This is a genomic window from Pantoea sp. VS1 (genome assembly GCF_002207995.1).
Taxonomy (GTDB): Bacteria; Pseudomonadota; Gammaproteobacteria; order Enterobacterales; family Enterobacteriaceae; genus Pantoea; species Pantoea dispersa.
In genome coordinates this window covers 1-23,452 of record NZ_NHZE01000028.1, presented here as the reverse complement: position 1 = coordinate 23,452, position 23,452 = coordinate 1, and the positions used below count along the sequence as shown (strand labels likewise).

Sequence of the window (23,452 nt, the reverse complement as noted above, 5' to 3'; positions counted from 1 at the left end):
AATGAATGCAATGACGCAAACAAGCGGCATCCGTCAGGTGCTGCTCGACACGCTGCTGGCCGGTGCCGTCGCGCTGGTGGTGTTCGGCCCGGTGGTGGGCGTGGTGCTCAGCGGCTACAGTTTTACGCTGTCGCCGCTGCGCGTGGCGCTGCTGGTGGCGGTGGTGATGGCAGGACGTTTGCTGCTGGGGCTGTTTCTGCATACCGCCGTGGGGCGCCGTTTTCTGCGCAAGTTTGAGGGCAACGATGACGGCGTATACGTGCGTGAACCCGGGTACCGCTCGCGCCTGCGCTGGATAATACCGCTGCTGCTGGTTGTGGCCCTGGCGTTTCCGTTTCTCTCCAGCAAGTATCTGCTGACGGTAGCGATTCTCGGGCTGATCTATGTGCTGCTGGGACTCGGGCTCAATATCGTAGTCGGCCTCGCCGGGCTGCTCGATCTGGGCTATGTGGCGTTTTACGCCATTGGTGCTTACGGGCTGGCGCTGGGATATCAGTATCTCGGGCTGGGTTTCTGGAGCATGATCCCCATCGCTGCGCTGCTGGCGGCATTGGCCGGTGCGCTGCTTGGCTTTCCGGTGCTGCGCATGCACGGTGACTATCTGGCTATCGTCACGCTCGGCTTCGGTGAAATTATCCGGCTGGTGCTGAATAACTGGCTGTCGTTCACCGGGGGGCCGAACGGCGTCTCGGTGCCGTCACCGACCTTTCTCGGCCTTGAATTCGCCCGCCGGGCAAAGGAGGGCGGCATACCGTACCACCAGTTTCTGCATCTCGATTACAACCCCAACATGAAGTTCATCTTTATTTACGTGGTGCTGGTGCTGGTAGTGCTGCTGGTGCTGTTTATCAAGCACCGGCTGACGCGCATGCCGATTGGCCGGGCGTGGGAAGCGTTGCGTGAAGATGAAATCGCCTGTCGCGCCATGGGGCTGAATCACGTGCTGGTGAAGCTGTCGGCCTTTATGCTCGGCGCCTCAACCGCCGGTATCGCCGGGGTATTTTTCGCCAGCTATCAGGGGTTCGTTAATCCCACCTCGTTTACCTTTTTTGAGTCCGCGCTGATTCTGGCCATCGTGGTGCTGGGCGGGATGGGCTCGACGCTCGGCGTGGTGCTGGCCGCGTTTGTGCTGACGGTGGCGCCCGAGCTGCTGCGCAGCTTTGCCGAGTACCGCGTGCTGCTGTTTGGCATGTTAATGGTGCTGATGATGATCTGGCGTCCGCGCGGCCTGGTGCGCACCGCACGCGTCGGTGTGCCGCTGAGAAAAGGAGTACGCCATGAGTGATGCCATCCTGCAGGTTGATAACCTGATGATGCGCTTTGGCGGCATCAAAGCGCTGAATGATGTCAGCCTGCGCGTGGAGCGCGGCTCGGTCACCGCGCTGATTGGCCCCAACGGCGCGGGCAAAACCACGGTATTTAACTGTCTGACGGGATTTTATCGCGCCAGCGGCGGGCGCATTGTGCTCAATGCCCATCAGCGCAGCACCGATGTGATCCAGGTGCTGGGCCAGAAGATTCAGCCGGGTGACTGGCTGCGGCCGGCGCGGCTGGGCTCGCGCATCTGGTACAAGATGTTTGGCGGCGCACATCTGGTCAACCGCGCCGGTCTGGCGCGTACCTTTCAGAACATCCGCCTGTTTCGCGAGATGTCGGTGGTGGAGAACCTGCTGGTGGCGCAGCATATGCAGGTCAACCGTCAGCTGCTGGCCGGCATTCTCAATACCCGCGGCTATCGTGCGGCTGAAAGTCGCGCGCTCGATCGCGCCTTTTACTGGCTGGAGCGCGTCGATCTGGTCAGCAGTGCCAATCGGCTGGCCGGCACGCTCTCCTACGGTCAGCAGCGCCGGCTGGAGATTGCGCGCGCTATGTGCACCCGGCCGGAGCTGATCTGCCTGGATGAGCCCGCAGCGGGGCTTAATCCGGTCGAAACCGAGGCGCTGAGCCAGATTCTGCATCAGCTACGCGCCGATCACCGCATCAGCGTGCTGTTGATTGAACACGATATGCCGATGGTGATGCGCATTTCCGATCACATCGTCGTGCTGGATCACGGTGACGTGATTGCGCAGGGCACGCCGCAGCAGATTCGACACGATGCGAAAGTGATCGCCGCTTATCTCGGCGCGGAAGAGGAGAGCGAGCATGGCTGAAGCAATGCTGGCGTTTGAACAGGTGGATGTGTTTTACGGCCCGGTGCAGGCGCTGAAGCAGGTGTCGCTGACCGTGGCGGAGGGGGAAACCGTGGCGCTGATTGGGGCCAACGGTGCGGGAAAATCCACGCTGCTGATGTCGATTTTTGGTCAGCCGCGCATTGCCAGCGGTGAAATTCGCCTGCGCGGAGAACCCATCAGCCAGCGGTCGACCCATTTTATCGCCGCCAGCGGTATTGCCCAGGCGCCGGAAGGACGGCGCATCTTTCCGGATATGACGGTGGAAGAGAACCTGCTGATGGGCACCATCGCCATCGGCGAGCGCTACATGAAGCAGGATAAAGAACGCATGTACACGCTGTTTCCACGCCTGCTGGAGCGGCGGAAACAGCGGGCAATGACGCTCTCCGGCGGCGAGCAGCAAATGCTGGCGATCGCCCGCGCGCTGATGAGCCGGCCGCGTCTGCTGCTGCTGGATGAACCCAGCCTCGGGCTGGCCCCGCTGGTGGTAAAGCAAATTTTCAGCATCCTGCGCGAGCTGACGCAGCAGGGCATGACGCTGTTTTTGGTGGAGCAGAACGCGCGCCACGCACTGCAACTGGCGGATCGCGGTTATGTGATGGTCAATGGCGAAATTCGTCTGAGCGGCAGCGGCAGCGAACTGTTGCACAACGAAGAGGTGCGCAGCGCCTATCTGGGTGGCAGCGTCGGCGCGGGCGGGGAGTCAGCAAAAAGTTTGTAATAATGATTAAATGGTGACGGGAAACACTTTGCATAATCGTTAGCAGCCTATCATCATTATTATTCTACTTCTTAACCAAAGTGATTTGGTACTCCCTTGCAAAATCCTGGCGTAGCAGTAATGCGGGCGATCAGAAACACGGCGTGGTATCCCAAACGCCGTGCTTATCGCACGCTGTTGTGGCGTGAAATCACCCCACTGGCGGTGCCCATCTTTATTGAGAACCTGTGCGTGATGCTGATGGGGGTTCTCAGTACTTTTCTGGTGAGCTGGCTGGGCAAAGAGGCGATGGCGGGCGTTGGGCTGGCTGACAGCTTCAACATGGTGATCATCTCCTTTTTTGCCGCCATCGATCTCGGTACCACGGTGGTGGTGGCGTTCAGCCTGGCCAAACGCAACGGCAAGCGTGCGCGTGCGGCGACGCGGCAGTCGCTGGGCCTGATGACGGTGCTGGCGTTTGTGCTGGTCATCGCCATCGAGTTCTGGGGGCATCTGATCGTTGACGTGATTGCCGGTAACGCCGAGCCGCAGGTCAAAGAGCTGGCGCTCAGCTATCTGCAAACCTCTGCGTGGAGCTATCCGGCGGCGGCGATTGCGCTGATAGGCAGCGGCGCGTTGCGCGGTGCCGGCAACACTAAAATTCCGATGCTGATCAACGGCGGCATGAATATCCTGAATATCATCATCAGTAGCGTGCTGATCTACGGTGCGCTCGGCTGGGAAGGGATGGGATTTGTCGGTGCCGGGCTGGGATTAACCATTTCACGCTATATTGGCGCGGCGGCGGCCATTTACGTGCTGTATCGCGGCATCAGTCCGGCGCTGAAAATCACGCTGGCCAGCTATTTCCGCCGCTGGGATCGCAACATTCTGATGGAAGTGCTGGGGATTGGCGTACCGGCCAGTATCGAATCCGTGCTGTTTAACGGCGGCAAACTGCTGACGCAGATTTTTGTCGCCGGCATGGGCACCAATGAGATCGCCGGTAATTTTATTGCCTTCTCCATCGCCACCCTGATCAACCTGCCGGGCAACGCGCTGGGTTCTGCGTCGACCATTATCACCGGCAGGCGCTTAGGGAAAAATCAGGTGATGCAGGCGGAGCGGCAGATCAAGCACGTATTCTGGCTGGCGATGATTGGGCTGTGCACGCTGGCGTTTATCACCGTGCCGCTGGCGGGCACGCTGGCGCGATTCTACACCCGCGATCCGCAGGTGATTGAGGTAACCAAACACCTGATCTGGCTGAATGCCGCCTTTATGCCTGTCTGGACCGCCTCCTGGGTGCTGCCGGCCGGACTAAAAGGCGCGCGCGACGCACGGTACACCATGTATGTATCGATGTTCAGTATGTGGGGCGCGCGCGTGGTGGCCGGTTATCTGCTCGGCATCGTGCTGGGCATGGGGGTGATTGGCGTCTGGCTCGGCATGTTCCTCGACTGGACGGTGCGCGGTATCTGTTTCTGGTGGCGTTTGACCAGCGGCAAATGGCTGAACAATTACCGCAAAATGCTCGCGAAGAGCAGTGGCCCGTAGCGCTGAGAAATCCCCACAAAAAAAGACAGGTACAGGGTTTTATGATCGGGTTATTGCGCCAGCAAAAACAGATGGTACCCTATGCCTGCCATACCCGGCCCCGCCTCAAGCCGCACGGCTATTTTCGCGCTGACCGCTGCCTTTCCGCTGGCAACTTTACTCAGCGCTTTCGTGCATTCGAACGTGATGCGACAACTGTGCACCTTGCTACTCATTAAGCGTTTACTCAAATCTTCAAACTTGCAGCCCGGGGCAGTACAGTTCACAAAGCTTGCCTTCGTCGTGGCGGTTATACATCCAGCTGCGATGATTCAGCACGAGTGAATTGATCGATGGCTGTAACGCTGGCGCAGCCCGAACAAGCTGCCGGAACCGGCTCGTCACCCTGCAGCTCCCTTGCCAGTTAACCTAAAAAATTTTTTTATTTTCCTTAAGAATCGTCTTTATTGCGCCGTCCTGAAAATGAGAGCTTTCTTAGTGCGATGGGTGTAGAGATGATGGCAGTCAACTGGCAGACAATAGATAAGGTTGTATACATCAACCTGAACAAACGCAAAGATCGCAGGGTGCGCATTGCTCGTCAATTAAAAGCAATTGGCGTACCACGTGAAAAGATTGTCCGTTTTGAGGCTATTGAAGAAGCGCCAGGCTATATCGGCTGTATTAAATCACACATTCTCGTGCTGCAAATGGCTCAGCAAAACGGCTGGAAAAATGTATTGATTCTGGAAGACGATATGGTTTTCCATGATGATATTCAGACCAAAAAGCGAATTGACCTATTTCTCTCCTCTTTACAGCAAATCAACTGGCATGTCGCGCTGCTCGCTGCCCACTATGATAACGTCGTGCCGTTAAAAAGTGTGGACTTTATGGTTAAGCCGCAATATGCATGGTGCGCTTGCGCTTATATTGTGAACGGTGATTACTACGCCACCCTCATTGATAATTATGCAGAAAGCTTGCAGGGGTTGCTGGCGGGTGGCGTTCCTCAGTGCTGGGCTTTAGATGTCCGCTGGAATAGTTTGATAAAACGTGACCGCTGGTTGGGTATCTTTCCCAACGCGGGCTATCAGGCCGCTGATAAAAGCGATATTGAAAACCAACTTGTTGATTATCGAACTCATTTTGCTAAAAAATTAGAAGAAATAGTCTGGCCAGTCTATCAACCTAGTGAAAAAAAGATAAAAGTGGATATCTTTTTCCAGTGGGCCCCCGGCTGGACTAACTTTGAGTCGGTATATCGCGCTATGCAGAGTAAACCACATTTTGATTGCCAGATTATCCTGGCGCCCTATCTCAGTCGGGGCGCAAAAGCACCGGATTACACTGCACAGCGTGATTTATTAAATGATAAGGGTATCCGGTATACCGAGTATCATGAGTATGAGATAACGGCGCGTAAACCCCATGTGGTTTTTTTACAAAATCCTTATGATGATGCACGCCCCAATGAACTGCAAAGTTTGACGCTTAATCGACGCAATATTTCTATCGCCTATATTCCTTATGGGTTAGATATGGGGGATGGCGAGAGAAACCGTGTTTATCAGTACAATCTTCCTTGTCAAAATGTTGCCAGGTGGGTATTCGTTCGCTCTCAGCGGCATAAAGATGAGTTTGCTAAATATTGCGGAAATGGCAATCAACACGTGTATGTTAGCGGACATCCAAAGCTTGATAACTATACATCACGCTTTGGCGCCCAGGCGGATGGCAAAGTTAATAAAGACAAGCCAACGCTATTATGGGCGCCGCATTTCGTCATGCCTGATGATGAAAAGATGTGGTCTACGTTTAATTTATATACACAGGCAATGCTTGATATCATCAAACGTGATGACGTCAATTTGATTATTCGGCCACATCCGCTTTTTAAACAATTTCTGGATATTCGTAAAGAGCGCGGAACACACAGCGAAACTGCTCAGAACTGGCAAATGCTGCGCGAATACTCTCATCTCAAATCACATGTGGAGTGGGATTTTTCTGCAGATTATCGCTACGCCTTTTCACAATCAGATGCGCTGATGGCAGATGCAGGATCGTTTTTGCTGGAGTATTTACCTTCGCGTAAGCCAATCCTTTTCCTGACTCATGAAAATTGCCTCGGTATTAACAGTAGCGCTGAATTTATTTATGACGCTTATGACGTTGCGAATGAATCCGCAGATATTAAAACTTTCGTTGATAATCTTGTTTCAGGCAAGGATCCCATGCGTGATAAGCGACTGCAGGTTTTACGTGATGAACTTCATATGCCAGAGCAGGGCGCAGGCAGTGAGATTGTAAAAATCATTGAAAAAACCCTTATGCCCGCTGGAGTTCATCACAATGTCTTCTAAACGCGCCGCAATATTACTGGTTGCTGGTCAGGGAACGAGAATGGGGCATCTGACCCTAAATTATCCTAAATGCTTGCTGCCGGTCGGTGAAATCACCGTGCTGGATACGTTGCTGACTGAGCTGTTAAAATGCGGCGAGCGTGAAATTGTACTGGTTACCGGTCATCAGTCATCAGTTGTAGAACGCTGGATTAAAGATAATTATGCTGATGCTAATATTAAGTTAGCACACAATGATAATTATAAAAATGATGTCAACATATTATCCGTTGAAAAAGGTGTCAGCGCGCTTAATCATCCTGAATATGGCTATACAATTATTGAAACGGATGTTCTGCTGGATCCACGTGTATGGCCGCGGTTAATGCAAGCTGAAATGGGCAGTGACAGTTTTTGGCTCACCCATGGTTATTACAACTCTTGCCTTACTGGCGGTATTGTCGAAGCCAGTAAAGCTGAACCTGCTATAAAGAAAATTGCCTATGTGCCCGATTACGACTCCGCGTTTGATGGCTGGATGAAAATGGTCGGCTTGCTAAGTGTCTCTCCGGAACAGGTGGAAAACGATCGACGCCTGCGGCAGACGTTTTTACAGCAAAGCACCCAGCAATATTACATGGCACCCTGGATTGTACACCGCTCTTGCTTACCCTGCCGTGCTGTAGATATTACGGATTTGTTTGCAAGATCTTTCAACGAAGAAGTCGATTACCGGCAGGCGGTTGCGGATTATCATTTATTATTAGAAAATTTTGAGGCACTAAAATGAATGTAGAGTTTTTTGAACCACAAAAATTGCGTCATATTGAAAAATTCAGTTCACGTCGCGTTGAATGGTTGCGTAATAAAATTATTCAGGAAGGCGTATGGGTAAAACCTCTGGCGCTTGATCTACACCATAATCTGGTACTGGACGGCCAGCACCGTATGGAAGTCGCGCTCAGTCTGGGACTAAAAAGAGTGCCGGTCGTACGATTTGATTACGCCTCGGTGCCCTTAAGATCGTTGCGCGAAAATCATCAATTTGACTGGCAGGAAGTGGCGAGGCGTGCATTAATTAATGACATCTACCCTTATAAAACGGTAAAGCATGATTTCGTTGTACCCATGCCGGTATGTCAATTTTCGCTGCAGGAGTTAGGCTATCATGGTTGAAAATGCCATCATTCTGGCCGCCGGCAGAAGCCTGCAACTGGATGGTAAAAATAAAGTTTTAATTCGCCATCCCAAAACGCGGAAAACGATTCTCGACTATGCTATTGATGCCTTTCATGGGAAAAAAATTACCGTAGTTATTGGCTTTGGTGCGTTACAGATTATGGAGTCCTACCCTGATCTGAATTACGTTATCAACGACAACTGGGCAACGACTAATAATGCAATGAGCCTGGGATTGGCCCTGAATCAGATTAATAGCCCCACGTACGTTGTCTCGGGAGATATGTTTTTTTCTCCTCAGCTTATCCATGAAATGGATCACGCTGAGGGAAATCTCGTTTTGACTCACCAGCGGCATAATCGCATGCTGACCTCCATTCATTGTGACGTTAATCGCCAGGGCATCGTGGAGGAGACGTATCTGGGACCGATACGCGCCGCAGAGCACCCTGAGGCTATGGGTTTGTTTAAAGTCAGTGATATGGCACTCCTGAGTCAGTGGCATAAGCAATGCCTGCGTTATGGTAATTTGTATGCCGCCCAAACGTTACCGTGTCAGAAAACGACAGCACTCTACGCTCACGACCTGGGGGAGCATGCATTTAATGAAATTAATACGCTGGCAGATTACTGGCGTCTGATGCAGGAGGATCACGGTTAATGATACGAGCTATTACGCTGGGCTTGCCTTACTCCGCTATTTCCGACGGGCATTCAGAGTCACGTTTACATCACTTTCGCACGTTAGTGATTGATAAACTCCAGTCTCGTCGTTGGCCACTGCGAACATTACGTTTAACCCTGCCACCATTGAATGATCGTGATGAAGATGAGATTTATACCCTGCCAGCACGAATAAATTCAATCAATGCGTTGGCTGAAAGACTTGATATTCGTTGGTTTTGCTTACCGCTGGACTTAACGCATGGCGATAATTACCGCGGACGGTTAGATGCCGCGTTTGCTTTACTCTTCAGGCAACCGCGTATGTTTCTGAATCTGATGGTAGCCGATGAGCAGGGTATAAATATTCGAGCCAGCCATGACGTTGCCCGTTTCATGTTGCAGGTAGCACATCGCAGTAATAATGGCTTTGATAATTTCCGCCTCGGTGCCTCATTGCGTTGTCCGGCAAATGCCCCTTTTTTTCCGTTTTCCCGGCATGAAGGTGAGACACTGAAGTTTAGTTTTGCCCTCGAAACTACCGATATTGCTTTGGAATTGAGTGAGCAGGTGCGGGAAGGCAACATGCTGCTGGCGGACTTTGCTGACCAGTTTATTCTTCGACTCTGCGCACGCTTACGCGAAATTGATGCATTCGGTCATGAGCTGGCGTCTGATTCAGGGCTTGAGTATGCCGGTCTGGATGCCTCGCTGGCGCCTTTTCCGGATGGCAGTATTTCTGTCGGCAGGTTAGTTGAGAATCTTGGTGCGCGTCCTGGTGGCGTTCAGGGATCACTCTTTATAACCAGTATTCTGACGAATGCGATTAAAAGCGCAGTCGCAATCAGTGGTGCTCGCGCAACGGGTTTCAATGGCGTCATGTTCTCAGTACTGGAAGATGATGCCCTGGCGAGTACCAATAATCGTCGTGCATTAAGCATTGATACGCTTAATGCATGGTCAACTGTTTGTGGGTGTGGATTAGATATGCTCCCGGTGCCAGGTTCGACACTGCCTGAAGATATTGCCGCGATTATTCTTGATACGGCTGCACTCGCGGTGCGGTTAACGAAACCGCTCGGTGTACGTTTATTACCTATTCCTGGCGGAGAGGTAAATGAATTTACACGTTTTAATTATGACTTCCTCTGCAATAGCCGCATTATGAATGTCGCGAAAAGTGATGTTGATTTTTCTGCTGATAATGAACGCTGGACGTATCGCTAAAATCAGGCTTAATGAAATGTTAGATGCAAAAAAAGTGAAGGATTTTTGGGATCGCCGACCGGATAATTACAATAAGTTATCGTTTGAAAGTTTAGCAAATCTGGAAAACGATCCAAAATTTCTCGATATTAAAATTCGCACAGAGATGCAAAAAGTTTTTGCCTGGTTGCCTGACCTGACAGGGAAAACGGTACTTGATCTCGGCGCCGGAGTCGGGCAGTGGGCTTTTCGCTTTCAGCATGAGGGCGCAAAAAAAATCACCGCTGTAGAGTTTTCAGCTGCAATGATTGCAGTGGGTAAGCTTGAAGCCAGAAAACGCAATATTGATAATGTCGATTTCATTCTTTCATCTGCCGAGAATTATTGTAGCCAAGAGCATTACGATGTCATTTTCATCTCTGGTCTGATGATCTACCTTAATGATGAGCAAGCTGAAAAATTGTTAGGTAATTTGCGTGCTTACAGTAAACCAGAAAGCACTATATTATTGCGTGATGGTACGGGTGTTGGTGAAAGATTCGAAATCAATAACCGCTATTCTGCGAATCTGCAAGCAGAGTATTCGGCTACATATCGAACTGCTGAGCAATACGAAGACCTATTTGCGCGGCATGGTTTCAGCTTAACCAGGAGTGAAAATATGTTCCCTGAAGGTCATATGCTTAATAAGTATCCTGAAACCCGATTACGCCTTTATCACTTTGAGCAAAAAAATGGTTAATATTTCACCTCTCTATGACGATGTTAGCTGGCCGGCAGATGAAGGTGTTTTAGGCGTCGTAGGCGTAGCCCCCTGGGCAACACTGGATTTTTGCCAGCAGCTGTATGGCCTGGTTCAGGCAGATAAAGAGTGGCAATATCCGCGACTTATTATTGATAATAATAGTAAAATTCCCAGCCGCGGGCGTCATTTGCAACTGGGTGAACGTGATCCTTCTCCGTGGATCCACGCAACTATTACAGAACTCGCTGCTGCAGGTGCGACGGTTGCCGTTGTGCCTTGTAATACCGCTCACCTCCTTTGGTCGCGCTGGAGCAAGGACGTAGCTATTCCGGTTATTAATATTATTGATGCCACACTTGAGCATATTGCGCCTCAGGGCAAGCGGGTCGTTGTGCTCGGTTCGCAAATGTTGTATCAGAGCAGGCTTTATCAGGATGCGCTTACGCAACAGCACGCCGAGATCGTCAATGTCGCTGCATCCACCCAACAGTTTTTGACACGCTGCATTAACGAGATAAAAGCGACAAAAAGCGTGTCTGAACTCTCAATGCGGCAGTTAGCGGACGCCGTAAGTAGCTGGAAGCAACAGGGCGCTACGCACATTATTCTGGCTTGCACAGAGTTGAGTTTGTTAAAACACAGCGCGATCTGGCAGGAAATGACGTTAATTGATTCGAGTGAAGCTCTCGCGCGTGCCGCTTTGCGCGCCATATCATTTCGCCGCCTGCGTGATTAAGGCGGACGAATTATTTCCACGCCGAAGAGCCGCTTATCTCATTAATTTTCCCGACCCGGGCCTGTGAAAATCTTTCTTTGATTTTCCCCCGGGCGGGGTAAACACCAATTTGTATCACACTGTATCTCCCGCCACACAGCACACACGCCGTTGCATAACCCGCCAGTCTGTACATATCCGCTATACATCGCCGTGGTCTTCTGTACGCATCAACCGAATGCATGGAGATACCACGATGTCAACCCGACTGTTTATTTCAACGTTACTGATGGGCGCCTCTGCGACCTGCGCCTGGGCGGAGCGACTGAGCGCTGCTGACGTGCTCGGCCCGGCGGCCGTGGCGCCACTGGATCATCCCCAGCCGCTTGCTCGATTAATTGTCGATGCGCCGCTGGCCGGACCGCTGCGCAAGGGCGCGGTGTTTATCCAGTACCGGGCAGAAAACCTGCGCATCGAGCCAGTGTTTGGCCAGGAAGCGCTGAAAATCACGCCGCGCATCGGCCACATTCACGTCATCGTGGATGACAACCCGTGGCACTGGGCGGACACCAGCGGTGAGCCGGTGATTCTGGTCGGTCTGCCTGTCGGGCCGCACAAGGTCACCCTTATTCTTGCCGATCCTACGCATAAACCGATCGACAGCAAAACCATCACCTTTAACGTGCCTGTACAGATTGCACCGCACTGATTACCCGGAGATAAATTATGAAAACACTGTTACGTCAGACTCTGTTGGCAACGCTGGTTCTCACGGCGGCAGGCACCGCGTTTGCCGCCACCCCGGCCTCACACGATTACGCCGCTGACTTCAGCCACGTGCAGCAGATCAACGCGGGCGTGCTGAATACAGGCTATGTGGACATCGGTCCGCGTGATGGCCAGGCGGTGATCCTGCTGCACGGCTGGCCGTACGATATCCAGAGCTATGCTCAGGTGGCACCGGCGCTGGCGGCAAAAGGGTATCGGGTGATCGTGCCGTATCTGCGCGGCTTCGGCAGCACGCGTTTCCTGTCGGATAAAACGCCGCGTAACGGCCAGCCTTCGGCAATCGCAGCGGACGTCGTGGCGCTGATGGATGCGCTCAATATCAAACAGGCCGTGCTGGGCGGCTTTGACTGGGGCGCACGCACGGCGGACATCGTCGCGGCCCTATGGCCGGAACGGGTAAAATCGCTGGTGTCGGTCAGCGGCTATCTGATCAGTAGCCAGCAGTTGGGTAAAAAACCGCTGCTGCCAGAGGCCGAACAGCAGTGGTGGTATCAGTTCTATTTCGCCACTGAGCGCGGTCAGCAAGGGTATGCCGCCCATACACACGACTTTGCGAAACTGATCTGGCAGCAGGCATCGCCCGGCTGGAAATTCAGCGATGCCACCTTTAACCAGAGCGCCAAAGCGCTGGATAATCCGGATCAGGTGGCGATTACTATCAGCAATTACCGCTGGCGCCTGGGCCTGGAAAAAGGCGAGCAAAAATATGCCGCTTATGAGAAAACATTAGCCACGTTACCGGCAATTCGCGTCCCCACCATCACCATCGAAGGGGATAATAACGGGGCGCCGCACCCGGCACCGGAGACGTACCGCACCAGGTTCAGCGCCAGGTACCAGCATCGCACCTTCACGGGCAATATCGGACACAATCCGCCAGCGGAAGCACCGCAGGCGTTTGTGCAAGCCGTTGAGGATGCGACCGCACTGTAGCGGAGTAATTCACGACCCTGACCGGCCATCGCGTGCCGGTCTTTTTTGCATAAGCGGCTGACAGGAGGCTGTTTTGGAGCACGTTGATCATATTCTGGTGGTGGATGATGACCGGGATATCCGCGAACTGATAACCGACTATCTGATTAAGTCCGGTTACCGCGCCACCGGTGCGGCCAATGGCCGCGAAATGCGCGCCGTGCTGAGCAGCAGCCTGGTGGATCTGGTGGTGCTGGATATCATGATGCCGGGTGACGATGGCCTGACGCTGTGCCGTCAGCTGCGCAGCGATCCCCGGCAGAACCTGCCGGTACTGATGCTTACTGCCCGCAGCGAAGAGACCGATCGCATTCTCGGGCTGGAGATGGGGGCGGATGATTACCTGATCAAACCCTTTGTGGCGCGTGAGCTGCTGGCGCGCATCAAAGCGATCCTGCGTCGTACCCGTGCGCTGCCGCCGAATTTACATATTACCGGGGCCGGCCGCATCATTGCCTTTGGCGAGTGGCAGCTGGATACCTCCGCGCGCCATCTGCTGGACAGCGACGGCGTGATTGTGGCGCTGAGTGGCGCAGAGTACCGCCTGCTGCGCGTGTTTCTCGACCATCCGCAGCGCGTGCTGAATCGCGATCAGCTGCTCAACCTGACGCAGGGCCGCGACGCGGAGCTGTTTGAGCGCTCGATCGATCTGCTGGTTAGCCGGCTGCGCCAGCGGTTACGCGAAGATGCCCGTGAACCGGCCTACATCAAAACGGTACGCAGCGAAGGTTACGTACTGGCGAGCACGGTGGTGATCAAAGAGGCGCATCAATGAGGCTATGGCCGCGATCGCTGCTGTCACGCCTGCTGATTATCGTGTTGGGCGGGCTGCTGCTGGCAAATACTCTCACGCTGGCAAGCCTGCTGATTGAACGCATGAGCAGCGCTAAAAGCGTGATGCTGGGCAACCTGGAGTACGATGTGGCGACCAGCGTGGCAATCTTCGATCGTCTGCCGGCGGACGAGCGTCCGGGCTGGCTGGCGAAGCTGGCGCGCGGCAACTATCGCTACAGTCTGTCGCCGGGCGAAGCGGGGCCGTATCCCTCCAGCTGGCGCACGCGCGACGCGGTACGCTCACTGCAGGAGGCGCTTGGCGGGCGCTATCAGATGAGCATTCATGCGATTCCGGGGCCGCGGGAGCATATTCAGGTGCATCTGACGCTGCATGACGGCGCGCCGCTCACGCTCGATCTCTGGCCGCGCATGCCGGCGATTGCGCACTGGCTGCCGCTGGTGCTGATGGGGCAGCTCCTGCTGCTGCTGTGCTGCGCATGGCTGGCGGTGCGGCAGGTGGTGCGACCGTTTGTGCGCTTTACCCAGGCGGTTGATGCGCTCAAACCGGCCGCCAGCCACGCACAGCTGATGGCAGAGAATGGCCCGGATGAAGTGCAGCAGGCGGCGCGTGCGTTTAACGCGATGCAGCTGCGGATTCAGGATCACCTCAAAGCGCGTGCGCAAATCCTCGCGGCCATCTCCCACGATCTGCAAACCCCGATCACGCGCATGAAGCTTCGTGTGGAGATGGCGGAGCAGCCTGAGCTGCGCGACAAACTGCTGAGCGATCTCGATAACATGAGCCGCCTGGTGCGCGAGGGCATCGCCTATGCACGCTCATCGGAAGTGCTGGAGGAGAAGCGCCAGAGCGTCAGCCTCAACGCGCTGCTGGATAGCGTCGTCTGTGACTATCAGGATGTCGGTAAAGCGGTGAACTTTGTGCCGTGCACCGGCCATGACACCTTCGCCGTGCGGCCGCAGGCACTACGGCGCATCATGACCAACCTGATCGACAATGCGCTCAAGTTTGGCGGCGAAGCGGAGGTTGAACTCTGTTCACCCCAGGGTGACAGCGTGGAGATTCGGGTGCGTGATAACGGGCCCGGCATCCCGGAGGAGGCGTTACAGGCGGTGCTGGAGCCCTTCTATCGCGTGGAGAGTTCACGCAATCGCCACACCGGCGGGACCGGGCTCGGCCTGGCGATCGCCACCCAGCTGGTGAGCCAGATGGCGGGTAGCCTGCAGTTGCGTAACCGGGCAGCTGGCGGGCTGGAAGCGTGCATCATCCTGCAGCAGCAGGATGTGTAACCTGATGTATCTGCCTGCCCGCTACACACATAACCCGACAAAACGGCGTTTCCCCGACACAGCCTGAACACATGCGGTGGATGTAATAGACGTACTGCCGGACGCGCAGACGTTTATCCACCGTATGAGGTTCCCTATGACACTGCTTATCGCTTTTCTCGCCGGGATGCTGACGCTGCTCAGCCCCTGTACCTTACCGATTATTCCTTTTGTATTTGCCAGCGTCCGCGGCCGACGCGGACAGCTGCTGGCGCTGCTGAGCGGCATGGTCCTGATGTTCACGCTGGTGGCACTGCTGGTATCGCTTACCAGCCACTGGGTCAGTCAGGTCACCAGCATTGCTCGCGACCTGGCGCTGCTGTTCCTGGCGATAGCCGCACTGACGTTAATCTCCACGCGCATCGCCCAACGCGTTACCCGGCCGTTTGTCGCGCTGGGTAATCGCCTCAACGATGCCAGCCAGCGACGTAGCGGGGTGCTCGCCGCGCTGCTGGCGGGCCTGGCAACCGGTCTGCTGTGGTCGCCCTGTGCCGGACCGGTGCTGGGTGCGATCCTCAGCCTGGCCGTGGTGGGCGATCATCCCCTGTCGGTTGGCGTGTTGCTGCTGGCGTATGGCAGCGGTGCCGCGCTGATGCTGGCGCTGCTCTATTTCGCCGGAAGATCGCTGGTGGCGCGACTGCGTCCGGGGCTGGCGATGAGTGCGCGGCTGCGTCAGGCGGCGGGCGTGCTGATGCTTGCCTCGGTGGGCGTGATTGTTACCGGCACACAGAGCCAGCTGCAGGCAGCGCCCGCTTTTGCCCTGAACCTGGAGCAGCAGCTGAGCCAGTGGCTGACCACGCCGGCACCCAAAGTGCGCCTGGAGCCGGTTAGCCTGCCGCAAACCAGCAGCGCGTTGCCGTCGCTGGAGGGGGGCACGGCGTGGCTGAACGGGGCGCCGGTGACGCCTGCCACGTTAAAGGGCAAAGTGGTACTGGTCGATTTCTGGACCTGGGATTGCATTAACTGCCAGCATACGCTGCCATACGTGCGCGACTGGGCCAGTAAGTATCAACGTGACGGACTGGTCGTTGTGGGTGTGCATACGCCGGAGTACCCGTGGGAGCGGGATGAAAAGGCGCTGAAGCGCGCGATTACGCGCTGGCAGCTGCCCTACACCGTAGTGGCGGATAACAATTACAGCATCTGGGACCGTTTTGGTAATCAGTACTGGCCCGCGCACTACATCTTTGATGCACATGGCCAGCTGCGCTACACCGCGTTTGGTGAAGGCAACTATGAAGAGCAGGAGAGGGTGATTCAGCAGTTGCTGAAAGAGGCGCGTGCATGACAGGTCTGGCGACCCGCCCGGGCCGCCACTGCTTCTCATTTAGGTTGTGGTTCGCGGGCTATGACTTTGAAAGCCGGGGGTGACACAGGGACTATCAGGTAAACAGCGTGCGGCATTGCCGGGGACCTCCCAGCCCGCAAGGTCACCCTGCAGAGTGACCGTCATGGCGCAGCCCCCCTTACCACCCCGATATGCAAAATGCAGTAATCCAACGCATAACTTGTCGTTTGGTTCCGCGTCCAGGCTGGGGTTTACTGTCAGCGTTAACCTTTTATGGAGAAGCTGACAATGAAGAAGATCCTGCAGCAGTGGCTGGCGCGTCTGGCAGCCAGCAAAGCCGCCACCCCTGACGGGCGCGAATTCGACCCCGGTGAGCATATCGATCTGCTGATCCCGATCAGCCAGCTGTACGGTGTGGAGTTTCATCCTTCCGTGTATCGCTACTATGAACGATAACCGCCGCCACCAGCGCATGCGCTATTGCTACTGGAATGAACTGTGCACGCCAGACTAAAAACCCGCTCACGCCGAGCGGGTTTTTTTATGCTGTTTACCCGCCTGATGAAAAAATTGCCGTAATGTCCCGCCGGTTTGTTCAATTGTATTGATTTCGTAATTTTAACGTAAAGAAAAGTATTCCCAAGCGGCAGCGCGCGTGTAAGAATATAAAAGTAAATGATAACCATTGGCGTTATCATTTAGGTGTTGCCTGGGAAAACCGTGTTGATTCAGTGCTATGCCTGAATGGCAGGTGCGGTTAAGACAATGAGTGCGTTAATAACGATAAGAAACTCACCTTTTAACATGGATAAAAATCGCCAGCTGCCGTTTGGTAGCTTCAATTCGCTGACCCTGTTCACCGGGCTTTGTATTGGTATTTCGCCGGCTGCGGCGCTGGGGGCCGATAACTCCGGCAAAAAATCTGATGATACGCTGGTGGTTGAAGCGCGCACGCCTTCGCTGTACGCGCCAAATGCCTCGGCCGATCCCAAATTTACCCGTCCGCTGGTGGATACCACCCGCACCATGACGGTGATTCCGGATCAGGTTATTAAAGATCAGGGCGTCACCAATCTGACCGACGCGCTGAAAAACGTGCCGGGCGTCGGGGCGTTTTATGCCGGGGAAAACGGCAGCTCAACCACCGGCGATGCGGTGTACATGCGCGGTGTCGATACCTCCAACAGCATTTACGTGGATGGTATTCGCGACATCGCCAGCGTCACGCGTGACACCTTCAACACGCAGCAGGTGGAAGTGATTAAGGGGCCTTCCGGCACCGACTATGGTCGCAGCGCACCATCCGGCTCGATCAATATGATCAGCAAACAACCGCGGCTGGACACCGGGCTTGACGCGTCAGTCAGCGCCGGCAGCGCGTGGATGCGCCGCGGCACGCTCGATTACAACCAGGCAATCAACGACAATGCGGCGTTTCGCCTTAACCTGATGGGTGAGAAAACCCATGATGCGGCGCGCGACAACATCCAGAACGAGCGATATGGCGTCGCGCCTTCGCTGGCGCTGGGGCTGGACACCGCAACGCGGCTGTACGTCAACTATTTGCACGTCCACCAGAACAACACACCGGACGGCGGTATTCCGACCGTTGGCCTGCCCGGCTATTCGGCACCGTCTGCCGCGTATGCTGCGCTGAACAATTCCGGCAAGGTCGCCACCAGCAACTACTACGGCACCGATTCTGATTTCGATAAATCGACCACCGACAGTGCCACGCTGCGCTTTGAACACGATTTGAGCGATAACACCACGTTGCGCAACACCACGCGCTGGTCGCGGGTGAAGCAGGAGTATCTGCTGACGGCGGTGATGGGCGGAGCCAGTAACATTACTGCGCCCAACCCGAACGATGTTGGCAGCTGGCGCTGGTCGCGCCTGGCAAACACCAAAGATATCAGCAACCGTATTCTCACCAACCAGACCAATATCACCTCGAAATTTGCCACTGGTTCCGTCGGGCATGATGTGAGTGCGGGCGTAGAGTTCACGCGTGAAAATCAGACCACCTATGGCGTCAACGCGCTGACCCCGCCTGCGGTGAATATCTACCATCCCATCAGCAGCATTTCGATTGGCGGTCTGGACCGCAACGGTGCGAACGCTAACGGGCAGACTGACACGTTTGGCATCTATGCATTTGATACGCTGGCGATTACCTCTGACTTTGAGCTGAACGGCGGCATTCGTCTCGACAACTACCATACCGAGTACGACAGCGCGACGGCCTGTGGCGGCACCGGACGCGGCGCGCTGGCTTGTCCGGCGGGTGTGGCGCGTAATACGCCGGTGACTACGGTGGACACGGCGAAATCCGGCAATCTGGTGAACTGGAAAGCGGGGGCGCTCTATCGTCTGACCGAACAGGGCAACCTGTATGTGAACTACGCCATTTCCCAGCAGCCGCCGGGTGGCAGCAGCTTCGCGCTGGCGGCGGGTGGCAGTGGCAACAGCGCCAACCGTACCGATTTTAAACCGCAGAAGGCCAAATCCAGCGAAGTGGGCACCAAGTGGCAGGTGCTGGACAAGCGGCTGCTGCTGAACGCCGCCCTGTTCCGCACCGACATCGAAAATGAGGTCGATGCCAACGATGACGGCACTTACTCGCAAACCGGCAAGAAGCGTGTGGAAGGCTATGAACTCTCAGCAACCGGCAACATAACGCCGGACTGGGAAATCATTGCCGGTTACACCATGCAGCACGCGTCGGTGCGTGAGGGCGCCAGCGTGGCGCAGGATGGCTCATCTGCGCTGGCCTATACGCCGAAGCACGCCTTTACGCTGTGGACCAACTATCAGGCCACTGATGCGTTGTCGGTGGGCGCGGGCGCACGTTACGTTGGCAGCCTGCGTCGCGGCAGCGATGGGGCCGTGGGCACGCCGGATCACACCGAGGGCTACTGGGTGGCTGACGCGAAGCTCGGGTATAAGGTCAACAATAACCTCGACCTGCAGCTCAACGTGTATAACCTGTTTGATACCAACTATGTGGCATCGATCAACAAGAGTGGTTATCGCTATCATCCGGGCGAGCCGCGTACTTTCCTGTTGACGGCTAACGTGCATTTCTGATGGTCAACCGTGGGGCGTTCGCGCTCCACGCTTAATGGCGAGAACTCCGCGATGATGTATCACATTCCTGCCGTGCTTGACGCTGAACAGCTGGCGCACTTTACCGCACAGCTGCAGCAGGCTGACTGGGTTGACGGACGGGCGACGGTCGGCAGCCAGGGCGCGACCGTAAAAAATAACCAGCAGATTGACACCGGCACGCCACTCTATGATCGGCTGCAGGCTACAGTGCTTCAGGCACTGAATAGCCATCCGCTCTTCTTTGCCGCCGCGCTGCCGCGCACGCTTTCTGCGCCGCTGTTCAACCGTTATCAGCAGGGGGAAACCTACGGTTTTCATGTTGATGGTGCGGTACGCCACAATGGCGCGGCCGGCTGGATGCGTACCGATCTCTCCGCCACACTGTTTCTGTGTGAACCCGACAGTTACGAGGGCGGGGAATTGGTGATCGAGGATACTTACGGTCAGCACCGCGTAAAACTGCCGGCGGGCGACCTGGTGCTTTATCCCTCCAGCAGCCTGCACTGCGTCACGCCGGTCACGCGCGGCGCGCGGGTCGCCTCGTTTTTATGGATTCAGTCGATGGTGCGCGATGATAAGCAGCGCGCGATGCTGTTTGAACTGGACCGCAACATTCAAAGCCTGAAAGCGCGCCACGGTGACAGCGAAGAACTGCTGTCGCTGCTGAATATGTACCACAACCTGCTGCGCGGCTGGACGGAGGTTTAGCCGTCACGCAATAACAAAAAGCCCGCTCAGGTTTCCCTGAGCGGGCTTCTTTAAATCTGGCTCCTCTGACTGGGATCGCCTTTGCCAGTAACTGGCTAATAAGTAAGCTAAACCTGAATCCCCCATCTGTCAAGACCACCAGAATGACCACCAATCGAAGCTGATTACATGAAACTGATTTGAGCGGTCTGGTGCATTAAGTGATCGTTAATATGGCCATATCTTTAAAGGCTGTGTTGATCCTGCCCCCGTAGTGGAACTGCAACCTGAGTAAAAACCTGGCAGTCTGCTCTGTGCCAAGCAGTCGTCAGCAGAAATCCTTAGGCGATCTGACACACAATCACATCATGTTGTCAAAAAAGTAGCAATTTACCTTCGGTTACATATATATATACAATTGATTTTCAATATGTATTTTCTATCATGTCATTTCAAGGGATGAAGGTATGAGATCAAAATTATTAAGTATATATGTCAAGAACATAGGATGTATCGGGCCTGAGGGTGTTCAGGTTAAGCTTGATGATATCCTTTGTCTTGTTGGCCCCAATAACTCCGGAAAAACAACGATACTCAGGGCTTACGAACTCGCATTTAACCCAAATTCTTTCAATATTAGTAATGACCGATGTAATTGGGCTACTGCTGAACAACCGTCTGAGGTTATCCTTGATGTTCATATTCCAGAAGGAATGGGAAATGTAGATGAAAAATGGAAGATTGTTGATGGCGAAAAGAGGATAGTCAGAAGTTCATGGGTCTGGGATGAAACCGGAAAGGCTATAAGGAAAACATGGGATCCTCAATTAGATAATTGGGCACCTGATGGGAAGGCTGGTGGAGCCGATAATGTTTTCAAATCTCGGCTTCCAAGACCAATGCGTATAAAATCATTAGATGATGCCATAACGACAGAAGAAGTATTGCTTACCCTTGCCTTAAGCCCTTTAGTAAAGGAAATTAAGACACTGGAAAGTGATAATAACTCTCAGATATCCAAAGATAAAGCGGCTCTGGCAGCTACTGTTAATGCACTGGCAGGGCCTCATCAAGAAAGACTTTCCAGCATTTCTCAGCAAATACAATCTGGATTTCAAAGTATCTTTCCAGGGCTTGGCGTACTACTCCATGTAGAAATGATTCCACCTGAACTAAAAATTGAGAATTTGCTCAAACAAGGATCCGGATTATTGGTTGAAGAAGCTGCTGGCCAATCCCGAATAGGACAACAAGGTACAGGAGCAAGGAGAGCTTTATTCTGGGCGATGTTACAAGTTCATAATGAGATCAGTCGACAAACTGAAAAACGAGATGCACTTCTTAAGTCTTTAAATGAACAATTAAAGAAAGAGTGTAAAAAGGATGCAGAAAGTGAGGCCGTAAAATTACTTAACCACCAAATTGACGCTATAAAAAATGGAGGTGTAATTCCGGAGGATGCCGAAGATCCAGCATTGCCGGGCTACGTCCTTCTGATGGATGAGCCAGAAAATGCTTTGCATCCAATGGCAGCAAGAGCTGCACAATCACACCTTTATGCTCTGGGAAAACATCCTGACTGGCAAGTATTATTAACTACGCACTCACCTTACTTTATTAACCCACTTGAAGATCATACGACAATTGCACGTATGCAACGTTCACCTGATGGGAAATCACTATCTCCAAAATTATATATCGCAGATGAAGCCAACTTTTCTGCCGAAGAGAAAGATAATTTACAGGCATTGCAATTAACTGATATAGGTTTTGCAGAAATATTCTTTGGCAGTTATCCAATTGTTGTAGAGGGTGATACTGAACATGCGGCATTTATTTCTGCAATAGTAAAAACTCAGCATGAAATGGCAGGAAAGATAAGTATTATCCGGGCGCGGGGTAAAGCCGTTCTTGTACCTCTAATAAAAATGCTACGCCATTTCAAAAGCAACTTTGGGATCGTGCATGATATTGATTGGCCATATCGCAAGGATGGTTCCGGGAATGGAATGTGGACTATCAATGAGACAATTCGCAACGAAATAATAAGATGCAGACAAAATGGCCATGTTGTTTATCATCGCTGGAGCATCCCTGACTTTGAACGCTTTCTGGGAGGAACTGAACTTGGCAAAGATAAACCATATTCTGCTTTTCATCGCATATCATCTAATGACAAACTTAAGGTCAAAGTACAAAATCTTATATCAAGCTTGTTCAACGGAGATGATTATGATCCGATAGGTCATGATCCGAACGGAGAGTTTATTTCTCAGATTTTAGCAGAGTTAAATGTCTGGGCCATAAAAAATAATCAACAACATAGTATACGTATAATTGGTGTCTAACATACATACCTGTAATGCCTGCAAAATCCTTCTTTGTAGGCATTCAGTTAACTATATCCCTAAAAATTTTTTTAGTAATTGTTTATTTACAATTGTCCACTGCTTGATTATAGTCGATATTTTTATATCGTCTTATTATAGCTACTGCCTTTGCACCAACGACACTGGAATTTCCATTCATCATAAAGGAAATAAATGGACTTTCTCCAGTTTTTGTCGGTTTCTTAACAAGAAGTATGGGTTGCGGTGTCATTATGGGATCCTTATTTAAATAAATGGTTTAACAGTAAATACAATGTGTTTTTTTCTCCGATTTTTTGTCTTAATTGCTGATGGAAATCTATCATCATGTTATAGCGCGGTTTATAGGATTGTTTATCATTGGTCTGTCCAGAAACTGAATAAGTGTTATTGCCGATTTGCTATTAGTGCTCAGCTTGCCTAAATAATTGTGGGAGATTTTTATCCAACCTTATTATTTTTGTTATGATTAATATCATGTTGGGAATGATTATATTTGGTGGGTTAATGGATGTCGTGGGTCTGTACAATATTTTCCTACTCCTCTCTCTTTGTTATCTTTCGCAGGTATGATGGAAATTATTCCCAACAAAGGAATAAGGGTGTTTCTTTCTGCGAGCTCAGAGGAGGCAATGGCGATGTTATCCTAACACTGAAAACTTGTCTTCGCCATTTCATTATTGAGGAGATTGTTTTTGATAGTATTTATTAATTATTCCTTTTTTCTTTTGTCTACTAACATGAGCCAACAGGGCAGACGGAATTGGCTCAGGATAGTGATTATTTATTGATTATTGAACTTGCGGCCATCGATAAGTAAATATTCTCAGACTTTGTCAGGCGATTTAAGTG

General features: G+C 52.9%; 21 protein-coding genes. 20 read left to right on the top strand and 1 reads right to left on the bottom strand.

The window, feature by feature from the left end:
* Position 1 precedes the first annotated feature (1 nt).
* The 20 genes from livM (at position 2) to CBW22_RS12405 (ending at position 22,579) form a co-directional block, all read left to right on the top strand.
* Positions 2-1,285 carry a high-affinity branched-chain amino acid ABC transporter permease LivM gene (gene livM / locus CBW22_RS12495; protein ID WP_088516815.1) on the top strand — a complete coding sequence of 428 codons (1,284 nt, stop codon included), beginning with the start codon at positions 2-4 and terminating at the stop codon, positions 1,283-1,285.
* Positions 1,278-2,153: an ABC transporter ATP-binding protein gene (locus CBW22_RS12490; RefSeq protein ID WP_021509824.1), complete on the top strand. Its 876-nt coding sequence runs from the start codon at positions 1,278-1,280 to the stop codon at positions 2,151-2,153. The genes livM and CBW22_RS12490 overlap by 8 nt, the downstream gene beginning before the upstream one ends.
* Entirely contained in the window at positions 2,146-2,895 is a 750-nt protein-coding gene (locus CBW22_RS12485) for an ABC transporter ATP-binding protein (RefSeq protein WP_058757363.1), read from the top strand. Before CBW22_RS12490 ends, CBW22_RS12485 begins: the two co-directional genes overlap by 8 nt.
* A gap of 120 nt (positions 2,896-3,015) precedes the next feature.
* A complete protein-coding gene (locus CBW22_RS12480) occupies positions 3,016-4,431 on the top strand; it encodes an EmmdR/YeeO family multidrug/toxin efflux MATE transporter (protein ID WP_058757364.1) in 1,416 nt (471 codons plus the stop codon).
* Positions 4,432-4,925: 494 nt separating this feature from the next.
* On the top strand, positions 4,926-6,776 hold the full coding sequence (locus tag CBW22_RS12475; protein WP_088516822.1) for a glycosyltransferase family 25 protein: 1,851 nt from the start codon (positions 4,926-4,928) through the stop codon (positions 6,774-6,776).
* Positions 6,766-7,545: an NTP transferase domain-containing protein gene (locus tag CBW22_RS12470; RefSeq protein WP_071813657.1), complete on the top strand. Its 780-nt coding sequence runs from the start codon at positions 6,766-6,768 to the stop codon at positions 7,543-7,545. The genes CBW22_RS12475 and CBW22_RS12470 overlap by 11 nt, the downstream gene beginning before the upstream one ends.
* Positions 7,542-7,931: a hypothetical protein gene (locus CBW22_RS12465; protein ID WP_058757367.1), complete on the top strand. Its 390-nt coding sequence runs from the start codon at positions 7,542-7,544 to the stop codon at positions 7,929-7,931. The genes CBW22_RS12470 and CBW22_RS12465 overlap by 4 nt, the downstream gene beginning before the upstream one ends.
* Positions 7,924-8,595 (top strand): NTP transferase domain-containing protein, encoded by a 672-nt coding sequence (locus CBW22_RS12460; RefSeq protein ID WP_058757368.1) that lies wholly within the window; start codon positions 7,924-7,926, stop codon positions 8,593-8,595. The genes CBW22_RS12465 and CBW22_RS12460 overlap by 8 nt, the downstream gene beginning before the upstream one ends.
* The gene (locus tag CBW22_RS12455) at positions 8,595-9,824 is read left to right on the top strand and encodes a DUF711 family protein (protein WP_088516814.1); all 1,230 of its coding nucleotides are present in this window, start codon (positions 8,595-8,597) and stop codon (positions 9,822-9,824) included. Before CBW22_RS12460 ends, CBW22_RS12455 begins: the two co-directional genes overlap by 1 nt.
* Positions 9,781-10,545, top strand: coding sequence for a class I SAM-dependent methyltransferase (locus CBW22_RS12450; RefSeq protein WP_254919495.1), 765 nt, complete (start codon positions 9,781-9,783; stop codon positions 10,543-10,545). The genes CBW22_RS12455 and CBW22_RS12450 overlap by 44 nt, the downstream gene beginning before the upstream one ends.
* Positions 10,538-11,284: an aspartate/glutamate racemase family protein gene (locus tag CBW22_RS12445; RefSeq protein WP_088516812.1), complete on the top strand. Its 747-nt coding sequence runs from the start codon at positions 10,538-10,540 to the stop codon at positions 11,282-11,284. Before CBW22_RS12450 ends, CBW22_RS12445 begins: the two co-directional genes overlap by 8 nt.
* Before the next feature lie 235 nt (positions 11,285-11,519).
* Positions 11,520-11,972: a DUF6130 family protein gene (locus CBW22_RS12440; RefSeq protein WP_088516811.1), complete on the top strand. Its 453-nt coding sequence runs from the start codon at positions 11,520-11,522 to the stop codon at positions 11,970-11,972.
* 17 nt (positions 11,973-11,989) lie between these two features.
* Positions 11,990-12,985 carry an alpha/beta fold hydrolase gene (locus tag CBW22_RS12435; RefSeq protein ID WP_088516810.1) on the top strand — a complete coding sequence of 332 codons (996 nt, stop codon included), beginning with the start codon at positions 11,990-11,992 and terminating at the stop codon, positions 12,983-12,985.
* Positions 12,986-13,058: 73 nt separating this feature from the next.
* Positions 13,059-13,799, top strand: coding sequence for a response regulator (locus tag CBW22_RS12430; RefSeq protein WP_021509836.1), 741 nt, complete (start codon positions 13,059-13,061; stop codon positions 13,797-13,799).
* Positions 13,796-15,106 (top strand): sensor histidine kinase, encoded by a 1,311-nt coding sequence (locus CBW22_RS12425; RefSeq protein WP_088516809.1) that lies wholly within the window; start codon positions 13,796-13,798, stop codon positions 15,104-15,106. Before CBW22_RS12430 ends, CBW22_RS12425 begins: the two co-directional genes overlap by 4 nt.
* A 136-nt stretch (positions 15,107-15,242) precedes the next feature.
* Entirely contained in the window at positions 15,243-16,433 is a 1,191-nt protein-coding gene (locus CBW22_RS12420; RefSeq protein ID WP_088516808.1) for a cytochrome c biogenesis protein/redoxin, read from the top strand.
* Between the two features lie 288 nt (positions 16,434-16,721).
* Positions 16,722-16,889: a hypothetical protein gene (locus CBW22_RS26300; RefSeq protein ID WP_021313248.1), complete on the top strand. Its 168-nt coding sequence runs from the start codon at positions 16,722-16,724 to the stop codon at positions 16,887-16,889.
* A 348-nt stretch (positions 16,890-17,237) separates the two neighbouring features.
* Entirely contained in the window at positions 17,238-19,523 is a 2,286-nt protein-coding gene (locus tag CBW22_RS12415; protein WP_088516807.1) for a catecholate siderophore receptor Fiu, read from the top strand.
* Between the two features lie 51 nt (positions 19,524-19,574).
* Complete coding sequence (gene ybiX, locus CBW22_RS12410) at positions 19,575-20,252, top strand: PKHD-type hydroxylase YbiX (protein ID WP_088516806.1); 678 nt, start codon at positions 19,575-19,577, stop codon at positions 20,250-20,252.
* A 446-nt stretch (positions 20,253-20,698) separates the two neighbouring features.
* Positions 20,699-22,579 (top strand): ATP-dependent nuclease, encoded by a 1,881-nt coding sequence (locus CBW22_RS12405; protein ID WP_141097317.1) that lies wholly within the window; start codon positions 20,699-20,701, stop codon positions 22,577-22,579.
* Positions 22,580-22,661: 82 nt separating this feature from the next.
* Here CBW22_RS12405 and CBW22_RS26295 read toward each other — a convergent pair whose 3' ends face one another.
* Positions 22,662-22,832 (bottom strand): hypothetical protein, encoded by a 171-nt coding sequence (locus CBW22_RS26295; RefSeq protein WP_176428115.1) that lies wholly within the window; start codon positions 22,830-22,832, stop codon positions 22,662-22,664.
* Between the last annotated feature and the right edge of the window lie 620 nt (positions 22,833-23,452).

Coding starts and splice junctions, on each gene's coding strand:
- livM (WP_088516815.1), top strand. CDS start 2: ATGAATGCAATGACGCAAACAAGCGGCATCCGTCAGGTGCTGCTCGAC.
- CBW22_RS12490 (WP_021509824.1), top strand. CDS start 1,278: ATGAGTGATGCCATCCTGCAGGTTGATAACCTGATGATGCGCTTTGGC.
- CBW22_RS12485 (WP_058757363.1), top strand. CDS start 2,146: ATGGCTGAAGCAATGCTGGCGTTTGAACAGGTGGATGTGTTTTACGGC.
- CBW22_RS12480 (WP_058757364.1), top strand. CDS start 3,016: ATGCGGGCGATCAGAAACACGGCGTGGTATCCCAAACGCCGTGCTTAT.
- CBW22_RS12475 (WP_088516822.1), top strand. CDS start 4,926: ATGATGGCAGTCAACTGGCAGACAATAGATAAGGTTGTATACATCAAC.
- CBW22_RS12470 (WP_071813657.1), top strand. CDS start 6,766: ATGTCTTCTAAACGCGCCGCAATATTACTGGTTGCTGGTCAGGGAACG.
- CBW22_RS12465 (WP_058757367.1), top strand. CDS start 7,542: ATGAATGTAGAGTTTTTTGAACCACAAAAATTGCGTCATATTGAAAAA.
- CBW22_RS12460 (WP_058757368.1), top strand. CDS start 7,924: ATGGTTGAAAATGCCATCATTCTGGCCGCCGGCAGAAGCCTGCAACTG.
- CBW22_RS12455 (WP_088516814.1), top strand. CDS start 8,595: ATGATACGAGCTATTACGCTGGGCTTGCCTTACTCCGCTATTTCCGAC.
- CBW22_RS12450 (WP_254919495.1), top strand. CDS start 9,781: ATGTTGATTTTTCTGCTGATAATGAACGCTGGACGTATCGCTAAAATC.
- CBW22_RS12445 (WP_088516812.1), top strand. CDS start 10,538: ATGGTTAATATTTCACCTCTCTATGACGATGTTAGCTGGCCGGCAGAT.
- CBW22_RS12440 (WP_088516811.1), top strand. CDS start 11,520: ATGTCAACCCGACTGTTTATTTCAACGTTACTGATGGGCGCCTCTGCG.
- CBW22_RS12435 (WP_088516810.1), top strand. CDS start 11,990: ATGAAAACACTGTTACGTCAGACTCTGTTGGCAACGCTGGTTCTCACG.
- CBW22_RS12425 (WP_088516809.1), top strand. CDS start 13,796: ATGAGGCTATGGCCGCGATCGCTGCTGTCACGCCTGCTGATTATCGTG.
- CBW22_RS12420 (WP_088516808.1), top strand. CDS start 15,243: ATGACACTGCTTATCGCTTTTCTCGCCGGGATGCTGACGCTGCTCAGC.
- CBW22_RS26300 (WP_021313248.1), top strand. CDS start 16,722: ATGAAGAAGATCCTGCAGCAGTGGCTGGCGCGTCTGGCAGCCAGCAAA.
- CBW22_RS12415 (WP_088516807.1), top strand. CDS start 17,238: ATGGATAAAAATCGCCAGCTGCCGTTTGGTAGCTTCAATTCGCTGACC.
- ybiX (WP_088516806.1), top strand. CDS start 19,575: ATGATGTATCACATTCCTGCCGTGCTTGACGCTGAACAGCTGGCGCAC.
- CBW22_RS12405 (WP_141097317.1), top strand. CDS start 20,699: ATGAGATCAAAATTATTAAGTATATATGTCAAGAACATAGGATGTATC.
- CBW22_RS26295 (WP_176428115.1), bottom strand. CDS start 22,832: ATGACACCGCAACCCATACTTCTTGTTAAGAAACCGACAAAAACTGGA.